The 16,653-nt window shown below is 42.2% G+C and carries 11 protein-coding genes and 1 pseudogene; all 12 read right to left on the reverse strand.

Annotation, left to right across the window (positions count from 1 at the left end):
• A pseudogene (locus HMPREF2701_RS02665) lies at positions 1-1,229 on the reverse strand (muramidase); the annotation flags it as partial.
• 235 nt (positions 1,230-1,464) lie between these two features.
• Complete coding sequence (locus HMPREF2701_RS02670) at positions 1,465-2,343, reverse strand: glycosyltransferase family 52 (protein ID WP_070482039.1); 879 nt, start codon at positions 2,341-2,343, stop codon at positions 1,465-1,467.
• On the reverse strand, positions 2,340-3,044 hold the full coding sequence (locus HMPREF2701_RS02675; RefSeq protein WP_049502313.1) for an acylneuraminate cytidylyltransferase family protein: 705 nt from the start codon (positions 3,042-3,044) through the stop codon (positions 2,340-2,342). Before HMPREF2701_RS02675 ends, HMPREF2701_RS02670 begins: the two co-directional genes overlap by 4 nt.
• The gene (locus tag HMPREF2701_RS11415; RefSeq protein WP_257375284.1) at positions 3,028-3,876 is read right to left on the reverse strand and encodes an SLC5/6 family protein; all 849 of its coding nucleotides are present in this window, start codon (positions 3,874-3,876) and stop codon (positions 3,028-3,030) included. The genes HMPREF2701_RS02675 and HMPREF2701_RS11415 overlap by 17 nt, the downstream gene beginning before the upstream one ends.
• 66 nt (positions 3,877-3,942) lie before the next feature.
• Positions 3,943-4,383 (reverse strand): SLC5/6 family protein, encoded by a 441-nt coding sequence (locus HMPREF2701_RS11420; protein ID WP_225902341.1) that lies wholly within the window; start codon positions 4,381-4,383, stop codon positions 3,943-3,945.
• 1 nt (position 4,384) lies between these two features.
• Entirely contained in the window at positions 4,385-5,716 is a 1,332-nt protein-coding gene (locus HMPREF2701_RS02685) for a glycosyltransferase (RefSeq protein ID WP_061590481.1), read from the reverse strand.
• A 199-nt stretch (positions 5,717-5,915) separates the two neighbouring features.
• Positions 5,916-11,621: a ZmpA/ZmpB/ZmpC family metallo-endopeptidase gene (locus HMPREF2701_RS02690; RefSeq protein WP_070482040.1), complete on the reverse strand. Its 5,706-nt coding sequence runs from the start codon at positions 11,619-11,621 to the stop codon at positions 5,916-5,918.
• A gap of 181 nt (positions 11,622-11,802) precedes the next feature.
• Complete coding sequence (locus HMPREF2701_RS02695; protein WP_070482041.1) at positions 11,803-12,840, reverse strand: aldose epimerase family protein; 1,038 nt, start codon at positions 12,838-12,840, stop codon at positions 11,803-11,805.
• A gap of 314 nt (positions 12,841-13,154) precedes the next feature.
• Positions 13,155-14,321, reverse strand: a complete 1,167-nt coding sequence (locus HMPREF2701_RS02705; protein WP_049502318.1) for an SIS domain-containing protein — start codon at positions 14,319-14,321, stop codon at positions 13,155-13,157.
• Positions 14,322-14,531: 210 nt separating this feature from the next.
• Complete coding sequence (locus HMPREF2701_RS02710; RefSeq protein ID WP_081093993.1) at positions 14,532-14,936, reverse strand: PTS sugar transporter subunit IIA; 405 nt, start codon at positions 14,934-14,936, stop codon at positions 14,532-14,534.
• A 3-nt stretch (positions 14,937-14,939) separates the two neighbouring features.
• The gene (locus tag HMPREF2701_RS02715; protein ID WP_049509964.1) at positions 14,940-15,761 is read right to left on the reverse strand and encodes a PTS system mannose/fructose/sorbose family transporter subunit IID; all 822 of its coding nucleotides are present in this window, start codon (positions 15,759-15,761) and stop codon (positions 14,940-14,942) included.
• Positions 15,748-16,653, reverse strand: coding sequence for a PTS mannose/fructose/sorbose/N-acetylgalactosamine transporter subunit IIC (locus tag HMPREF2701_RS02720; protein WP_061590437.1), 906 nt, complete (start codon positions 16,651-16,653; stop codon positions 15,748-15,750). The genes HMPREF2701_RS02715 and HMPREF2701_RS02720 overlap by 14 nt, the downstream gene beginning before the upstream one ends.

The raw sequence follows: 16,653 nt of genomic DNA on the forward strand, positions 1-16,653 counted from the left end.
ATATCAGCTGTTATATCACTTGTAGGTCTTCCTTTATCATCAACTTGATCTCCCTTATCAGCAATAATCGCGTAAGGATCACCAGCTTTTGCCCCTATTCCTAAAGCAATATATCGTTTGAAATTAAGGAGGTTATCTTCAAATCCTTTTTCGTGAAGATATGCAAGATATCCTTTCACAAGAGTTTTGTTTGCTACTCCTGTTAAAGTATCTGGAGCCGCTTTAAAGTTTTGTACCATTGCATATGTTCTATTTACAGTAGCCCCAGATCCATCTTTATCATCTGCTACATTATCACTAGATGTCAATTGTATGCTTGCTGTTAAAGCGAAACTCTCAGTTTTAGCTGTTACATAGGTATTTTTCTCAAGGACGAAAACATAGTCTCCTTCTTTGATTCCACCATCAGCTGTTACGTTAGCTGAAGTGAAGTCTTTTGCTGCAGCTTCTCCAGCTTTGAAAGCTTCTACCATCTTAGCATCAGAAGTGATTGCACCTGAATCAGCTTGTACATATTTACCATATGTTCCTTTTCCTGTTTGTTCAACAATCCAAGCTTTTCCACCAGCTTTTACAGTATCATAAGTGATTTTACCTTCTGCATTACTTAATCCTTCTGGAGTAAGTTTCGCGGTTACATCACCTAGAGTTGTGTCAGAGTACACTCCTCCACCGTTTCCAGTGTTTTCAACCTTAGGTTCTCCGATTAGGTGATAAGTTTTCCCATCTTTTTCGATTGTTGCTTTCTTACCGTTTTCTTTAGCGTCGTTTAGGTCGCTATCTTCTGCATCGCCACCTGTAGTTTCTTTGAAAACTTCTCCTGATTTACCGTATACATCGTATGTTGTTTCGATTGTTTTATCAGCACCAGAATTTTGGTTTTTGTTTTCTTCTAGTACAGTATTTCCTTCAGCAGTTACGTATTTGTAATCTACTTTTCCTGTTTTAGTAATTGTATTTGTTCCCTCTGCAGTTGGATCAGTTGAAAATTGCCTACCTGCATCTGGGTTCTCAATATTAGCTGTATCTACAATTACTGACCCCTTATCATTTGAGATCGTTGTTGTGTTGTCGCTGTTTTCTTTCATCGCTGCTTCTACAGTCTGGGTTTGTCCTGCCATTGCAAGGGCTGCACCGACAATCAGACCGACTGTACCGATCTTGACTGAGTCTGAACGACCGTCTTTAAACTTACGAATGGAAAATTTTTCTTTTTTATTTATAAACATCCTTAGTATCCTTTACGACTATTTTTTGCATAATTTCCAAAATTCACCACATTTTTATAGTAAACAACAATTGATAAACTTTAAAATCTAACGTTCCTATTTTAACATTTCAAAACCTCTCACACAAGAAATTTGATTACTTTTTGATCATTCAAACTATAGTTTTTAACTATATTTATATATAAAAAATCCATACAGATGCATGGATTTACATGTTTAAAAATATACATTTATACTACCAGCCAAGTGAAACTATTTCAAACTGACAACCTAATCGTCGCAATTCTTTTTGACGATCCTCATAGTAGGGGAGAGAAATACCTGTAATGGCCACATAAGGGTGGTCTTTTAAGTGCAGGCTGACAGACGAAGTAAAATGATAGACATGAACGAACTCGTATTCTTGGATGAGTTGGGCTAGGACATCTTCAAAGATCAGCTCCGTCTCCAAGTAGGTCACATCAGGGATAGTAAAGGTTTCCTTGGGATGGGGTAGATAGAGGTCAATGGCCAAGGCCTTGGCATAGGTACTGATAAAGCGGATGGAGATCTGATCGTCCTCTTCAGAGAACTTTTGCCCCAGCAGGACTTTAACCGTCTTACCATTTGAAACGGGTGCTTGGGGCAGGTCAAAAAAATGCTCCAGATAGACTAGCTTCTCTCTAGCCACGACATGGTAGTCACTGCGATAGAGGGTATAGTGTTTTTCCGTCCGCTCAATCAGGTCATCTCTGGTCAAGCCCAAAGAACCCACCTGACTTGGTTGGAGAGGCCAAGCGTACATCCCCAAAGGATAAATATCTGCATAGCCATCATCGAAACTCATGAGGTGTTGGTAAGTAGAGCTAGCAACCAAGTCCAGCACCAAGCTATTGTCAAAACTAGCATAAAAGATAGTGTCATAGTCTCCGGTCAGCTCCTGACAAATCTGAACCAAGTCCTCTGCCGTCTGAGGATAGTGAACGTGGTCAAAACCCTTGGCATAATGCTCCTGACGAGCATTTTTTACAGGACTGACATAAAGGCTGACAAATTCCTGATCAGGATAGAGTCCTTTGATATGCTGTGCAATCTTGGCCTGCAAGGGCGTTGTGGCAATGATGAGGTGTTTCATCTCTTTGATTCTCCTAGGTGGTGATGATGCAGCAAGGTCTCAACGACTTCAAAGTCCAAGGCATCGTCGATATCATAAGAATAGAGTTTGGGCATTTCATAGGCTACTGTCTTATCCGTGTAAAAGGTCTCATCTCGTAGGTAACGATCCTTGCGAGAAATCCAAATACTACCGTTGGGATAGTAATAGACAGGTTCTTTCTGCCGAGCATAGTGCTTGGAAACTTGAGGGGGATGGATAAATGACGACTCCGCAAACTGCAAGTAAAGACTACGACTCTTGTCCGCCTTAACACAGGAAATCAAATGGTCAGCGCCAGACTGACAGTAAAGTTGATAGGACTCGATGAGATGCTCTACCTCTCTAAGAGGTGAAGTCACCTGTAGATTGACAAAGACCTGCTCTTCCTCAAAGGGCTGTAAAAAGTCGCGTAAGGTTTCTAAGCTAGAGGTTGTTGCCAAGGCCAATTCTTTTGGTCTGTGGACACAACGAATCTCTGGATAGGCTTGACAACAGAGTTCTAGATAGGCTAGTGAGTCTGAGGATATCCAGATATCACTAAATAGCTTGGAGGCTAGAGCGACTTCTATGGTATAGAAAACCAAGGGTTTGCCTGCAAGCGGTTTGATATTTTTATCCACTAAGCCGCGTGAACCCGAACGGATCAAAATGACGGCTATGGGTTTAGATGTTGCTTTCATATAGTCTTCCTAGAAATGAGATAAAAAGAGCAGATAAAGTAGTAATGATGCTATTTAACCAAGGATTTGGGTTGGCAAAGAAACCACTGTAATGATAGAGGACCAAGGCTCCTAGACTAAAGACCAGATAGATTTTAGCTAGTTGTAAACTCGGTTTTTTGAGGAGTAAGACCAAGAGGTACAAACCGCCAATCACACCTAAAGTCAGACCCATAAAGCCGTTAATCCATTCGTAGATGGAGTAGATTTCTGCACTCATGAGTAAGAGGCAGAGGAGCCAGGACAGACCTGCTAAGACAAAGGATAGGAGGCTTGGCGACCAGCGAATTTTTGTCCAAGCGAAATCCAACTTCAAGCAGGTCACGATTGCATTCATACTAGAAGAAACTGTGGATTGACCTGCTGCCAAGAGAGCCAGCATGATGAAACTACCAAACCAAGGTGCCAGACTCTCCCGAGCGTAAGCAATGAGGACAGGATTGGTCGATCTGGTAGCGAAATTTTCCTGACGAATCAAGCAGCCAATCAGATAGAGTAGACTAGCAATCCCAAAGGACAAGAGTCCCTGTAGCCATAAGATTTTTCCAATCTTCTGACGCCCTATTTTGCTATTAAAACGTTGGACGATATCCTGCGAAGAAACATAGGAAAACAAGCTACTAAAACCTGCTCCTGCAACTAAGATAAAGACCATCTTCCCATCCAGAGTCTCTGCAAAGTGAGATAGCTGTTGACTGCTATTCACGACTAAACCAGATTGGGCAATTCTTGGTAGAAAGAGGGCCAATATAGCCAGTAGGACCAAGCCTTGAAAGAAGTCCGTCCACAGCACAACCCAGAGACCACCCCTTGCCAGATAATAGACCGTCAAAAGAAGGAGTAAACCTGACAAGACCAGCTAATTGATAGGGATAAAGGGCTCTAAGGCTTGAGACAACAAGTAGGTCACCACTGCTATTCGCCCCAACTGGTAGAGGATGAAAAGTCCTGAAGCCAGTGAACGAATGCCAGCCGATTGAAACTTATCCTCTAAAAGATGATAGGCTGTCTCATAGTTTCCCTTTTGATAGAGGGGCAGAAAATAGCGATGAGCTAGTGGAATGGCTAGAAAGATGCCACACTGGGCAAACCAGAGATAGGACCTACCTGTATAGGCATTCCCCACCAGAGTCAGAAAGGAAATGGGGCTGAGTAAGGTCGCAAAGACTGAGAAGGCCAAAACTGTCACTGGAACAGCTTTCTTAACCTGATAATAGTCCTCTTCGCTCCCTTTTTTCCAATAGGCAATCCAGGAAATCAAGTAGAAATAGAGCAATAGGGTGACTAGAATTCCCAACATCCTAGAAGTTCCTATCTAATAGTTCTCTGTATATTTGAGCTACTTTTTCCAGAGAATAGCGAGAGGCTAAGGCTAGATTTTTTTCATTCGATAGATAAAAATCAGGCTCTTCCATCTCTTCTATCTTTTGAATCAACTCTGATTTGCTTTTAAACAAGTTGATGGCATTGGACTGGTTGGCATAAAAACGATGGGCAATCTCCACATCAGATAACAAGGCTAACAAACCTTGACTCAAGGCTTCAATACAGGCATTAGCAAATAACTCTGTATAACTTGCAGACAAATAGCATTGGTGGAGATGATAAGGTACTTCGTTAACGATCCCTTTAAAGTGAATGGTTGGTGGCAGATCGTAGCGATTACGAAGTTCCTCCAGACGCTCCTCTGTACCACCATAAAAGGTAATCTGGGCCTCGGAGCCACGTTTGTAGAGTTCGATAAAGGCTTCAATGACAAGGTCAACGTTCTTGCCTTCTCCCATATGACCCACTAGGCAATAGTCCAAAACAGGTCCAATTTTTCTTAGCTGACCTAATTTTTCTGTAAACATTGGTGGTAAAAACTTGGTATCATACCCTTGTTTCGCCAAAGTATCAGTCAACATTTCACTGGCAACTAGGTATTTGTTTGTCTTGCGCAGATTGGCGAGGCGTAAATCTCGCATGACATTTTCATGGACGACTTCATAATAATTTTTATCCGTGTTTTCCATGTAACGCCAAAGGCTGGGTTTGGGTACGATTTGTTGGTCACGGATGAAGAGGTCGGTTTGCTGGGCCCATTTGGCTAAAAACTTCACTAACAAGTCCTCTTCAGAACGGATTTCTCCTCCTATGCGGTAGATGTATTCTGGGTAAAAGATAGTGACAGGAGAGGGTTCTTTGAAGGGATCGATAAAGCGTCCTTCCAGGGCCAGTTCTCCATTTTCATGATACCAACGAAGTTCCTTCTCCTTGAAATCTTCAAACAAGAAGGGACCCTTGGTGTAGTAATATCTCCCCGAGCCATCTCCTAAGGTAACTGAGGCCACAAAACCATCTTCATTGAGCTCCACCTGATCTCCGTCTGCTAGCGTTAGACTTTCTGGTCTCACTGATAAGTCTGCATGGCCTATATCTGAAAAACTATGCGGAACACATATCAGTTCTTTTTCTAAAAATCCTAACTTGATCAAGTCTTTCTTCCAGTCAGGACGAAGCTGAGGGCTCGAAACAAGGTGGACATATTCCAAACCCAGATGTCGTGCTATATGGGCTCGATAGACCTGGGTACTCTCAAAGCCATAACGATGGATTTCCTTGGCTGGATGGATGCTGACAATTCTCGACATGATGTAGACTCTTTCTCTCTTATTTTCTGCTTACAAAGGAAAAACCACCCTCACAAAAAGGCGAGGGTGGTTCATCCGTTACAATGCTTGGGGATTTCCTAGCAAGTTCCCCCTCAAAAGGACTTTATGCTATTCTATCACAAAGACTGACCATCTGCAAGATAGACTGGATTAGACAGGATACCGTGGGGGAGTTTTCTTATTGTTTATAAATCGATTCTCTGAAATCATCTGTGCTACGTAGGTAGGCATTGTAGATTTTTTGTTTTAATAAGTGTACCCAGCTTGCAGGAGCATGGCTTGTCGTACGGTCAATGTTCGCCACATCTTTTGCCACTGCTTGATCGATGAGTTCTTGCATTTGGGCAGCTGAACGGATTGTAATCTCTTTGCTGCTGTTTGGTACACCAAGTTCATACTGAATAGTGATTGGTTTCAACTGGTCTTGCTTGCGAATACGTTTATTAAACATATCCTTCTTGAAATCAGCCCATGAACCATATTGGTTGGCAAAGACATTTTTCAAGACGAGACTATCAGTAATGAGTCCCACATCTTTCCTAAGCCAATCTGAATAGGTAATGTCCCCGTTTCGTTTAGCTTCTTCTACATATTGGTTGGATACATATGGTAAGAACCCATCTTGATAACCTTTTTCTGCCAACAATTCGTAGGCTGTCTTTCTAAACATGATGTCACCAGGCGCACCCTTTGGATTACTGAGGGCAGCATAAATCGGTGAGAACATGCTGATCAGATGATAGCCATTACGAGTATAGTCGCTCTTATCACGGTAAGCCCGACGGTTGATGATATCATTGTCAATCAAGGCATCCAGACTGGTTAGTTTACTTACTTCAGCATCTGTCAATGGACGAACAGAGTTTCCAGCATGAGTTTGTTTATGGTACTTGTCCTCAATGTAGAAATTCTCTATTTTTCTAAACCATTTTTTCTTGACATCATTAGACTTGGTTAAAATGGCATTGGCTTCCATAGCATCCAAGGTGTACAAGACATCGTACATACCGTGCACATACTCTTGCAAGGCTGCGGCTGATGTGAAGCGGCTTGTCGGATCATAAGTATGCAAGCGAGTTGGTGAATCCTTATCCCCTTTATAGAGAGTATTCAAGACAATAGCATCCTTATCTAGACTGTCAGCAGATTGCAACAGTCCTAAGGCATACAACTCTGCTCCCAATCCTTCACGACGACCTTTTCCTTCAAAGTAAATATGTCCGTCAGAATTATGAACCATTTCATGGGTATAGACTGATGTTCCGTATTTATCCAACAGGCGGTCGCTGACATAGTGGACCTCAGAACCGTTGGCATAGGCTCCAGCTCCTTTGCTTTCCCCATACCACTTACCAGTTGGTCCAAAGAAGTTGTAGATAGAAGCAATGGATTTATCAGACAGGGTAGCCCAGTAATACTTGCTATTGCTATCTTTCATACCAAAGCCATCTGACACCATGACTGAACGGAAGAGTTTTTCTTTGTATTCTGGTGAAAGGAGATGGTACCAGATATCGTAGTGGTCTCGTTGCCATTCAGCCGACTGGTTGACCTTAGCACGGACATACTGACGCAATTCTTCTCCTGATAAGACTGTATTATTAACACGGTCACGGTAGCGTTCGTAGCCACCAAAGGCCAAGGTAGAAAGATTTGAAATCACATAAACATCCTCTTCTGGCAATGTCAATAGCGGTAGGAGCATGTTTTTTAATTTCCAACTTGGCGCCGTAATACGGTCATAGACTCCCAGTGTATATTTACTATCCGGTGTTGCTGACTCTTGTTTGGCACGCACTTCTGGAATCGCTGATTTACTCTCTACGATATAGGCCTTGGTATTCGTCTTCAACCATTCATTATTGGTTTTAGTTGGTAGGAAGAGTTTTCTGTAAGACTCTAGTAAATCCGTCACTGTCTTGCGACCTTTTGCAGCTGCTAGTGTTGTTTCATAGGCACTTATATTATTTGATGCCTTGAGATTTTCCATACCGCTCTGACCTAGGGCAATGATGGTATCCAAGGTTGAAGCTGTGCTATTGCCATCAAAGTCAAACTTATAGGTATTGAGATCCTTGGTATTGATGTGATCATAGTTGATATTGTACCAGCGATTGAGGTAAGTCAAACCAAGCAAGAAAGCTTCCTTGTTGTTTTTGATTTTTTCGCTGATGTAGGTTGCTACACTATCTCCCATCGTATTGATAGACTTGTCCATGGCTAGCACTTTACGGAGATGTTCGCCGATATTAGCCTGAACTTTTTCGAATTCTTTATCCAAATATAGCGGATCAAGCGACGCATCTGCCTCAATACCCAGAACTCTTCTCATGGCTACCGAGTCATATTCGACCCCTTGCAAATCTGCTAGAACTTGATTGGTCACTTTTGTATAGTCAGATAAAAAGGCCTCTGGTGTAAAGATAAAGTTTTTACCTGCTACGCTGTACTCTGCAATTTGTGTATTTTTGAAGTTTTCTTTGTAGGTGACATCCAGATAACTGATTGTATTATCAGCAAAATGCAACATCAGTTTATTGATAGCTACTTTATTGGCCTGAATATCTGTGATGATGTCATTGTCCTTCATTGGTACAACATCCAGCAGTTCTGTAGTATAAAGCTTATCAGTAGGATCAACTTGATTTCCATAGTGAACCACTAACTCTTTGTTATAGAAAGGCATCAATTTCTCTATATTGTGATAAGCAACTTTTCGACTAGCTTGGCCTTGGCTTAACTGAGTATAGTCCACACTTCGTTGATTGTCCTTGAGTGTTTGACCTGTATCGTTTAGTGTCACTGTCATCCCATAAGACTGGACCTTTTCTCTGGCCTGGTCTTGGGTAATTGGGGTCTCATAGAGATCGGCCTTATTGTTCTCAACAACAGTGCTAGCATCTTTGATGTCCGCTCCCTTATATTGGTCTCCTGTGATGCCATAACCATCTCCAGTATTAACCATGCTAACGACATGATGGATACGGCCATTTTGCCATGTAGAGCCAGCTATACCTCCGACACGTGGATAGGTTGTCATATTGAGGATGGTTCCACTTGCTAGTGCATGAGAGACCAAAGCACCACTTTGAACTTTCCCTACAATACCTCCAGCAAATTGGTCATTGTTGCGGGCATTGCTAGAAATACTTGTATCAACAGCTACCTTATCAATCTTAGCCTTATTACCAGATAAGAGTCCTGCTATACCTCCCACATAGTAAGGAGAAGCATCCGTATGCTTGTCCTGAATGCTACCTGTAAAGGAACTATTAGTAATTTCTGTATCTTGAGCCTTGGCTACCAAACCTGCAACTGACTTGCTACCTGACAATTGACCTTCTACAGCTACATTACTAATCTGGCTGTTAGTAGCCACTTTTGCTAGGCTGGCTGTGTCATCTTGACTCTTAATCGCTACTGCTTTAAGGTCAATATCTTTCACAGTAGCCTTGGTCAAGTTATCAAACAAGGCTGTCTTGAGGTCATAAATCGCAAACGGCTTCCCATCACTCGCACCGATAAGATTACCAGTGAAAGTGCCTGTCACATAGCTGGTTTGTCCCTTAGCTAAGGACACTTCATCAGCTGTCATATCAGCTCCAAGTTTAAAGGTTCCAGCTAGATTACCCTGCATGGCAGCAATCAGTTTCTTGAAAGAAGTATAGACACCGTCCTTGGCAAGCTTTTGCTTATCAACTGTGAAGCTATAGTTATCCTTGTATGCTGAATCTTTCTCTTGAACCAGTTCATTGAAGGCAACGGTTACCTTGTACTTCCCATCCTCTGTTTCCTTAATAGAGCTAACTGGTAGCAACATTTCTTTCATCTTATCTGATTTGACTTTGACAAAATAAGGTGACAAATCACTTGGTACTTCTGATAAATTCAGATAGCGACGGTAGTGACCATCTTCCTTACCATAGAGCCCCACTTCATCCACATCTTTGATTTCAATTTTCTTATAGTCCAATTGAAAATCTTTCGTTGATACTTCTGTATTTTCCTGATCAGATTGGCCTAGATTATAGGTCAGGTAAGTCTTAATTGTATAAGGAGTATAGTAGTCCAAACCATCAATCGTTTGCTGAACGGATAAATCTTTCAAATCCACTTCTTTAATCAGTGTTCCATTTTGAAAAATTTGGGCCTTGGCCTTAACAAAAGCAGACGTTGGGTCATCTAAGCGGTAGTTGACTGCTACTGCTTTTTTGCTCTCATCTTTAACAAGATTGGTGATTTCAACTGTTGGTTTGGTTTTAACAAGACTGCCAACCTTGACAATCTCTTTGGTTGGTTCTACTTCTGTACGTGAGATTTCCTTGCTAGCTTCCACCTTACCATCTACGAGATAATCTTCATACTCGATTGTCCGTAAACCGTCTTTTCCTTCCTGAGCAATTTCTCGATGATTTTTTAAGATAGTCGCATCTTCAATTTCTTCAGTTTCATGAGGAATGGTTTCTGTTACTGTACGATGATTGCTTGTCAAAGGCAGTTCAGGAAGAGTCTCTACTACAGCAGCCTCACCCTCGTGACCCGACTCTTGGGTACCTTGAGTGCTGATTGGATCTGTATACGCTGGTTGAACTGGTTGAACTAGAGCCTCACCATCATGACCTGACTCTTGTGTGCCTTGAGTACTGATCGATGCTGTGTAGGCTGGTTGAACTGGTTGAACTAGAGCCTCGCCCTCATGACCGGGCTCTTGCGTACCTTGGGTACTAATTGGAGCTGTGTAAGATGGCTGAACGGGTTGAACTAAGGCTTCACCCTCATGGCCGGGCTCTTGCGTGCCCTTACTGCTAACAACTTCTGTAGACTCTGGCACTGTTGGCTCAACTGGAGCTCCCTCCTGAGGACCTGTGTAAACTGGTAGTTCTGATTGAACCAGGGATTCGCCTTCATGACCTGACTCTTGTGTACCTTGGGTGCTAACGGGTTCTGTATAAGTCGGTTGAACGGGTTGAACTAGGGCATCGCCCTCATGACCTGGCTCTTGCGTACCTTGGGTACTAATTGGGGCTGTATAAGACGGCTGCTCTGCTTGGATTAGGGATTCGCCTTCATGACCTGACTCTTGTGTACCTTGGGTGCTAACGGGTTCTGTATAAGTCGGTTGAACGGGTTGAACTAGGGCATCGCCCTCATGACCCGGCTCTTGGCTCCCCTTTGCTTGCACTACAGTTTCATTGTTTTTTTGTAGTTGAGACTCTATAGGAGAAGGTGTTCCTCCTTGTTGTTCCTCTATCGTTGAGCTATCTACATTTTCTAAGTTAGACTTGCTGTCATGCGCCTTCTGTTTATCTGATTGCTTAACAACGTCTACTTTATTTTTCACATATCCTATGTATGTATAACCAGGAATATCAACCGGGGCTGGCAAGGCATCTCCTGCCTGAACCGATAGTTGAGTGTTATAAGCAGCTAGTGTTTCGCTAGTCAAGGCAAGGACAGTTGGAGACAGCAACTGGCTTCCTAGACTGGTTACTAACAAGAATCGACTAATCTTACTCTTGCCATCACGTCCCTTAAGAACTACTACAATCAATAAACTAAGGCCTGCCACTAAGGCAGCAGTTCCTAGAGAAGAGCTAGCTCCTGTGTTGGGTAGTACTTGATTTGCTCGATAAACAAGATAGTAGGTAGCATCTGTTTCTTCCGCTACTTGTGGTAGGGATGTAACTAAGAGAGTCTTCTCTTCATCAGTCAAATCCGACTCTAAAACATAAGTATAATTAACGGCATGAGATTCTTGGGCAGATACAGTCTGTAGGCCAGTTCCCATCAAAAAGAAACACGCAACTGCTACAGATACAAGGCCAACTGCCAATTTTCTCAATGAGAAATTCTGTCTTTTTTCTCCACTAGTTTTGAAATTCATATTCCCCTCTTTTTACATTTTTAAATTAGCATATTAATTTATAGCAAAATATACAACTCTTCCCATTATACATCAACTTTTTAAAAGATTCTAGGGATAGATATGCAAATAAGGGAATAATAAAAGGCATTCCTAAAATTAGATACCTAACTTCTGGAACACCTATCATATTTCTAAATTTTTATTTCACAACAAGCTCATAACGTGTCTTGCTTGTAAAGGTTTGACCGGCTTTAAGAATGACTTGGTCTTTGAGATCACTGTGAATGGCATCTGGTAAAGCTTGCGCTTCAAGTGCAATCCCATTGTGCTGTACCATTGGCTGACCTCCTATGATGACACTCTCATCCACAAAGTTTGCTGTGTAGACTACAAAGCATGGAGCCTCTGTCTTGAAAAGCAAGAAGCGACCTGAGTTTTGGTCATAAAGGAAACCAGCATTGTCATGACCTGCAGGAAGGGCAAATGGGTGGTCCAAACCAGATACTAGCTGGATTTGTTCGTCTTCTTCTGCAAAGATATCCTTCAACAAGACACCATTATAAATGTGTTTCACTACATCACGATTAGCATCTGGAGTTTTGGCAGGAACACCGTCGGGAGCGATTGGGTAAATGCCCTCTGTGTTTAGTTGGAAGACATGACGGTCAATCGTCTGCGTGAAATCACCAGACAAGTTAAAATAGCTGTGGTTGGTTGGATTGACCAGCGTATCTTGATCGGTCGTTACCTTGTAGCTGATTTCGTAGGCACCAGTTTCTTCCAAATAGTAGCTAATCCAAATCTTGAGATTGCCAGGAAATCCGCCTGTCCCATCTGTACGCTCTGTGTAGAGGGTCAAGCCATGGTCGCTCACTTCAACTGGTTCAAACAAACTGGAATCCCAACCTGTTGAACCACTGTGGTTACAATTGCTAGCATTGTTTACTTCAAGGTCATAGGTCGTACCATTTAGCTCAAAGGTCGCACCTGCAATACGGCCCGCCACAGGACCTACGCTAGCTCCATGCTTGGGACTATTGCCTACATAGCTATCAAAGTCATCAAATCCCAAAATAACATTGGCAAAATTTCCAGCCTTGTCAGGTGTGACATAGCGCAAGATAGTCGCACCATAAGTCATGATCTCAAGCTGGTAGCCACAGTCCGTCTCAAAGCGATAGGCCAAGACATCCTTGCCCTCAACATTTCCAAATACACGCTCTGTGTATACTTTCATTCTATTCTCCTTTTACTATTTCTCTCAAGCAAACAAACCATAGAAAGCGAATTGACAATCTATGGTTTGCCTGATGATATACAAATCCTCTTGTCAAGAATTCATAAACACTGTCTTATACTCAATGAAAATCAAAGAGCAAACTAGGAAGCTAGCCGCAGGCTGCTCAAAGCACTGCTTTGAGGTTGCAGATAGAACTGACGAAGTCAGCTCAAAACACTGTTTTGAGGTTGCCGGATAAGACTGACGAAGTCAGTAACATATACCTACGGCAAGGCTACACTAGTATGGTTTAAAGAGATTTTCGAAGAGTCTTACTTTTGATATTCGTGGATGATCACGCCTTGTACCACACGGTTCACTGTACCTGTAGGAGAAGGTGTATCAGGTTTATTTTCTACCTTGAGTGAAGTCAATAGGGCAAAGAGTTGGGCATAAACGATGTAAGGGAAGACACGGTAAATATCATTCAAGACACCGCCACAACCAAGTGGCACTTCTTTGACATTTTCAAGACCAAAGGCTTGATCACTCAAAAGCACAACACGACGAGCAATCTGATCACCAGCAACTTCACGAACCAAGTCTAAGTCGTACTTACGAGTGTAGTCTGTCGTTGTACCAAAGACCAAGACAACTGTATCTTCGTTGATAAGAGATTTTGGACCGTGACGGAAGCCGACTGGGCTTTCATACATAGTCGCAACTTGACCAGCAGTCAGTTCCAAAATTTTGAGCTGAGCTTCATGAGCAAGTCCAAAGAAAGGACCAGCGCCTAGATAGATGACACGGTTAAAGTCGAGGTCAACAAGCTCTTTGACATCTTCTGCATTGTCTAGAACTTTACGGGCAAGACTAGATACAACTTCAAAACGTTCAGCTTTAACAGCAAATTCTGTAGGATCAAAGACCAAGAGAGCTGTCAACATCATAGACGTAAAGCTAGAAGTCATAGCAAATCCAGCATCATTGGAAGCAGCTGGTTGCAAAAGCAAAAGATTGCGGTCATCTCCATGAGCTTGAAGAGCCAATTTACCATCTGCTGCACAAGTAATCGTCACTTGATAAAGCTCATCCACCAAGGCTTTGGCCAAATCAACAGTCGCCACACTTTCAGGTGAGTTCCCACTACGAGCAAAAGACACAAGGACAGTTGCCACATCTTTTTTCAAATAAGTTTCTGGATTGGCAACGATATCTGTTGTCGCAATGGCATTGAAATTCCATTTGCGTTCGTCATATACTTCCTTAAAGTAAGGTACCAAGGTATCTCCCACATAAGCAGAAGTCCCCGCACCTGTCAAAATAACCTTGATATAGTCATGTTTATCAGCAATCCCTTGTAGGAAGGCTGCAATTTCTTCACGTTTTGCTTGATAAGATTCAAAAGCTTCTTTCCATACATCAGGCTGTTGGTAGATTTCACGTGTAGTGATTTCTGCACCCAATTCGAGCAAGTCTTCTTTTGTATAATGTAGCATTGATTTCCTCTTTTTCTATTAAATATGGGAATGGGAGTAAGCCCCATTCCCATGTATATTCTATATAAAATGCTCTAACGATTTTCACGATATCACATCTTATTGAATCGAGTTCCAACTAAAATCTTTGGGAAAAAGACCGATTATCGTCGGAGCATCGCTCCATCCTCTTATCGCCTATTTTCCCTGTGATTTTCACGTTGTCACATCTTATTCATCTTCATCATCATCGAAGCCAGCTAATAAATCATTTACTTTTACGATACTTTCTGCAGCACGGCTCTTATAGTCTGCATCTGCGCCTGTAAGGCTCGCATTGATAAATTCAATCACCATTGGAAGATTCATCCCTGCGTAAAGTTCGATATCACGACCTTCCATGATCAAGCGACTCACCACGTTACATGGTGTTCCACCGAGAAGATCCGCAAAGACTAGGAAATCATCCAATCCTTCAATAGCAGCTTCAAATTTTGCAGTAAATTCTTCTGGGCCATCTTCTGGAAGAAGAGCCACTGCATGAATATTGTCTTGTGGACCCATGATCATTTCAGTGCTACCTTTAAGTTCTTCACAGAAACGACCATGACTCACCAAAATTAATGATTTAGCCATAAATTATGCGCCCATTCCAAGCAAGAATTTACCGATGAATGAAAGACCTACTGCAAGAGCGATAATGATACCGATAGCTTTAGTAGAAGTCATACCTTTCTTACCAAGCAACCAGAAGATAAATGCAGTAAAGATTGCTGGAAGTAAGCGTGGGAAGATTGAGTTCAAGATGTCTTGGAAGTCAATCATCTTTTCACCGATTGGCAATTTATAAGAAATTTCAAAGTTGATCATTGTGGCTACAAGAGCACCCATCATGAAGACACCAAGTACAGATGCAGCGTCAATCAAAGCTGTCAATGTACTTTGCATGTTGTTGATAAGGTTAACCCCTTCTTTGTAGGCAAATTCCAACTGTTTCCAACGGAAGATGTCATACGCTACTGCAACTGCAATCCAAAGGAAGATACCCCAAGGTTGGCCAGCGATAGCCATAGTTGCTGCGATAGATCCCATAATAGCAGGTACAAGAGAACCAAAGATTGTATCTCCAAGAGGAGCAAATGGTCCCATCAAACCTGTCTTGATACCGTTAACGGCATCTTTGGAACCTACACCATCTTTTTCTTCCATGGCAAGGTCAAAACCAGCGATAATGGTATGGAAGAATGGTGAAGTATTGAAGAATTGAGTATGAACTTTCATCATTTCTTTCAATTCAGGAGTTCCATCCCCATACATTTTACGCAATTGAGGCAAAATCATGTAAAGGTAACCAGATGCTTGCATACGTTCGTAGTTCCAACCCAATTGGAAAGTAAACAAGCTACGTTTGTTGATTTGATTAAAATCTTCTTTTGTAAGTTTGTAATTAGAATTCGTCATCTTCGATTTCCCCACTTTCTGATGGTGTAGAAGGTGCTGCTACAGCTACTTTTTGGCTATTTTTGAAGTGAAGCACTGCTAGGAAGATACCTACGATAGAGATACCAATCATAGACAATCCTTTGAAGTTGTTCACGAAACCAATTTTTTCAGCAACATCTTTAGGTAGAGTACCGATAATACCTGCAACAGCGCCACCAAGACCTGTTACGTATGAGTAAAGAACAGTCAACATAGCTGTTAAACCGAATCCCATAGCAAGGTAGTGAAGGTTACGTTTAACTGGAAGGTAACGAAGCAAGATTGCAAATCCAAGACCTGGAAGCATACGTCCTGCAAGTGTCAAACCATCTGCAACCCATTGGTATTGTTTAACCAAGTCTACTACTGTTTGTACAAATGCACCACCAAAGGCAAGGGCAAAGAAGACTGGAAGGGCACGAGAAAGAGCCCAAGGAAGAGCACCAAGAAGGTAGTTGCGTTCGATTGCTTTATAGTCAAAGCGTTCGATTGCAGCATCAATACGGTGTGCGAAGAAAGTAGTTGTCATACGTCCAAGAACGTCGAAGTATGTTAAAAGTGCTGCTACTGGTACAGCGATTGTTGTAATCGCAAGGTCTGTAGCGATTCCTTGTGAAACTGAGAATGCTGTTGCAAGAACCGCACCAGAAGTTGCGTCGATACGAGAAGCACCACCGAAGGTACCAACCCCAAGTACGAACAACTGCAAGCTACCACCGATAAACAAACCAGTTGTCACATCTCCCATGATTAAACCAGTAATGAAACCAGCAAATACAGGGGAACCTGCAGATGAAACGATCGTCAACTCATCACAGATTTGATAAGCTGAGTACAAAGTGAGAAGTAAAATTTGCCACCATTGTATCAT

The sequence above is a fragment of the Streptococcus sp. HMSC077D04 genome (genome assembly GCF_001808785.1).
GTDB lineage: Bacteria > Bacillota > Bacilli > Lactobacillales > Streptococcaceae > Streptococcus > Streptococcus mitis_BX.

Excerpts from the sequence above, each read along its gene's own strand:
- HMPREF2701_RS02670 (WP_070482039.1), bottom strand. The coding sequence starts at position 2,343 with ATGAAACACCTCATCATTGCCACAACGCCCTTGCAGGCCAAGATTGCA.
- HMPREF2701_RS02675 (WP_049502313.1), bottom strand. The coding sequence starts at position 3,044 with ATGAAAGCAACATCTAAACCCATAGCCGTCATTTTGATCCGTTCGGGT.
- HMPREF2701_RS11420 (WP_225902341.1), bottom strand. The coding sequence starts at position 4,383 with ATGTTGGGAATTCTAGTCACCCTATTGCTCTATTTCTACTTGATTTCC.
- HMPREF2701_RS02685 (WP_061590481.1), bottom strand. The coding sequence starts at position 5,716 with ATGTCGAGAATTGTCAGCATCCATCCAGCCAAGGAAATCCATCGTTAT.
- HMPREF2701_RS02690 (WP_070482040.1), bottom strand. The coding sequence starts at position 11,621 with ATGAATTTCAAAACTAGTGGAGAAAAAAGACAGAATTTCTCATTGAGA.
- HMPREF2701_RS02695 (WP_070482041.1), bottom strand. The coding sequence starts at position 12,840 with ATGAAAGTATACACAGAGCGTGTATTTGGAAATGTTGAGGGCAAGGAT.
- HMPREF2701_RS02705 (WP_049502318.1), bottom strand. The coding sequence starts at position 14,321 with ATGCTACATTATACAAAAGAAGACTTGCTCGAATTGGGTGCAGAAATC.
- HMPREF2701_RS02710 (WP_081093993.1), bottom strand. The coding sequence starts at position 14,936 with ATGGCTAAATCATTAATTTTGGTGAGTCATGGTCGTTTCTGTGAAGAA.
- HMPREF2701_RS02715 (WP_049509964.1), bottom strand. The coding sequence starts at position 15,761 with ATGACGAATTCTAATTACAAACTTACAAAAGAAGATTTTAATCAAATC.
- HMPREF2701_RS02720 (WP_061590437.1), bottom strand. The coding sequence starts at position 16,653 with ATGATACAATGGTGGCAAATTTTACTTCTCACTTTGTACTCAGCTTAT.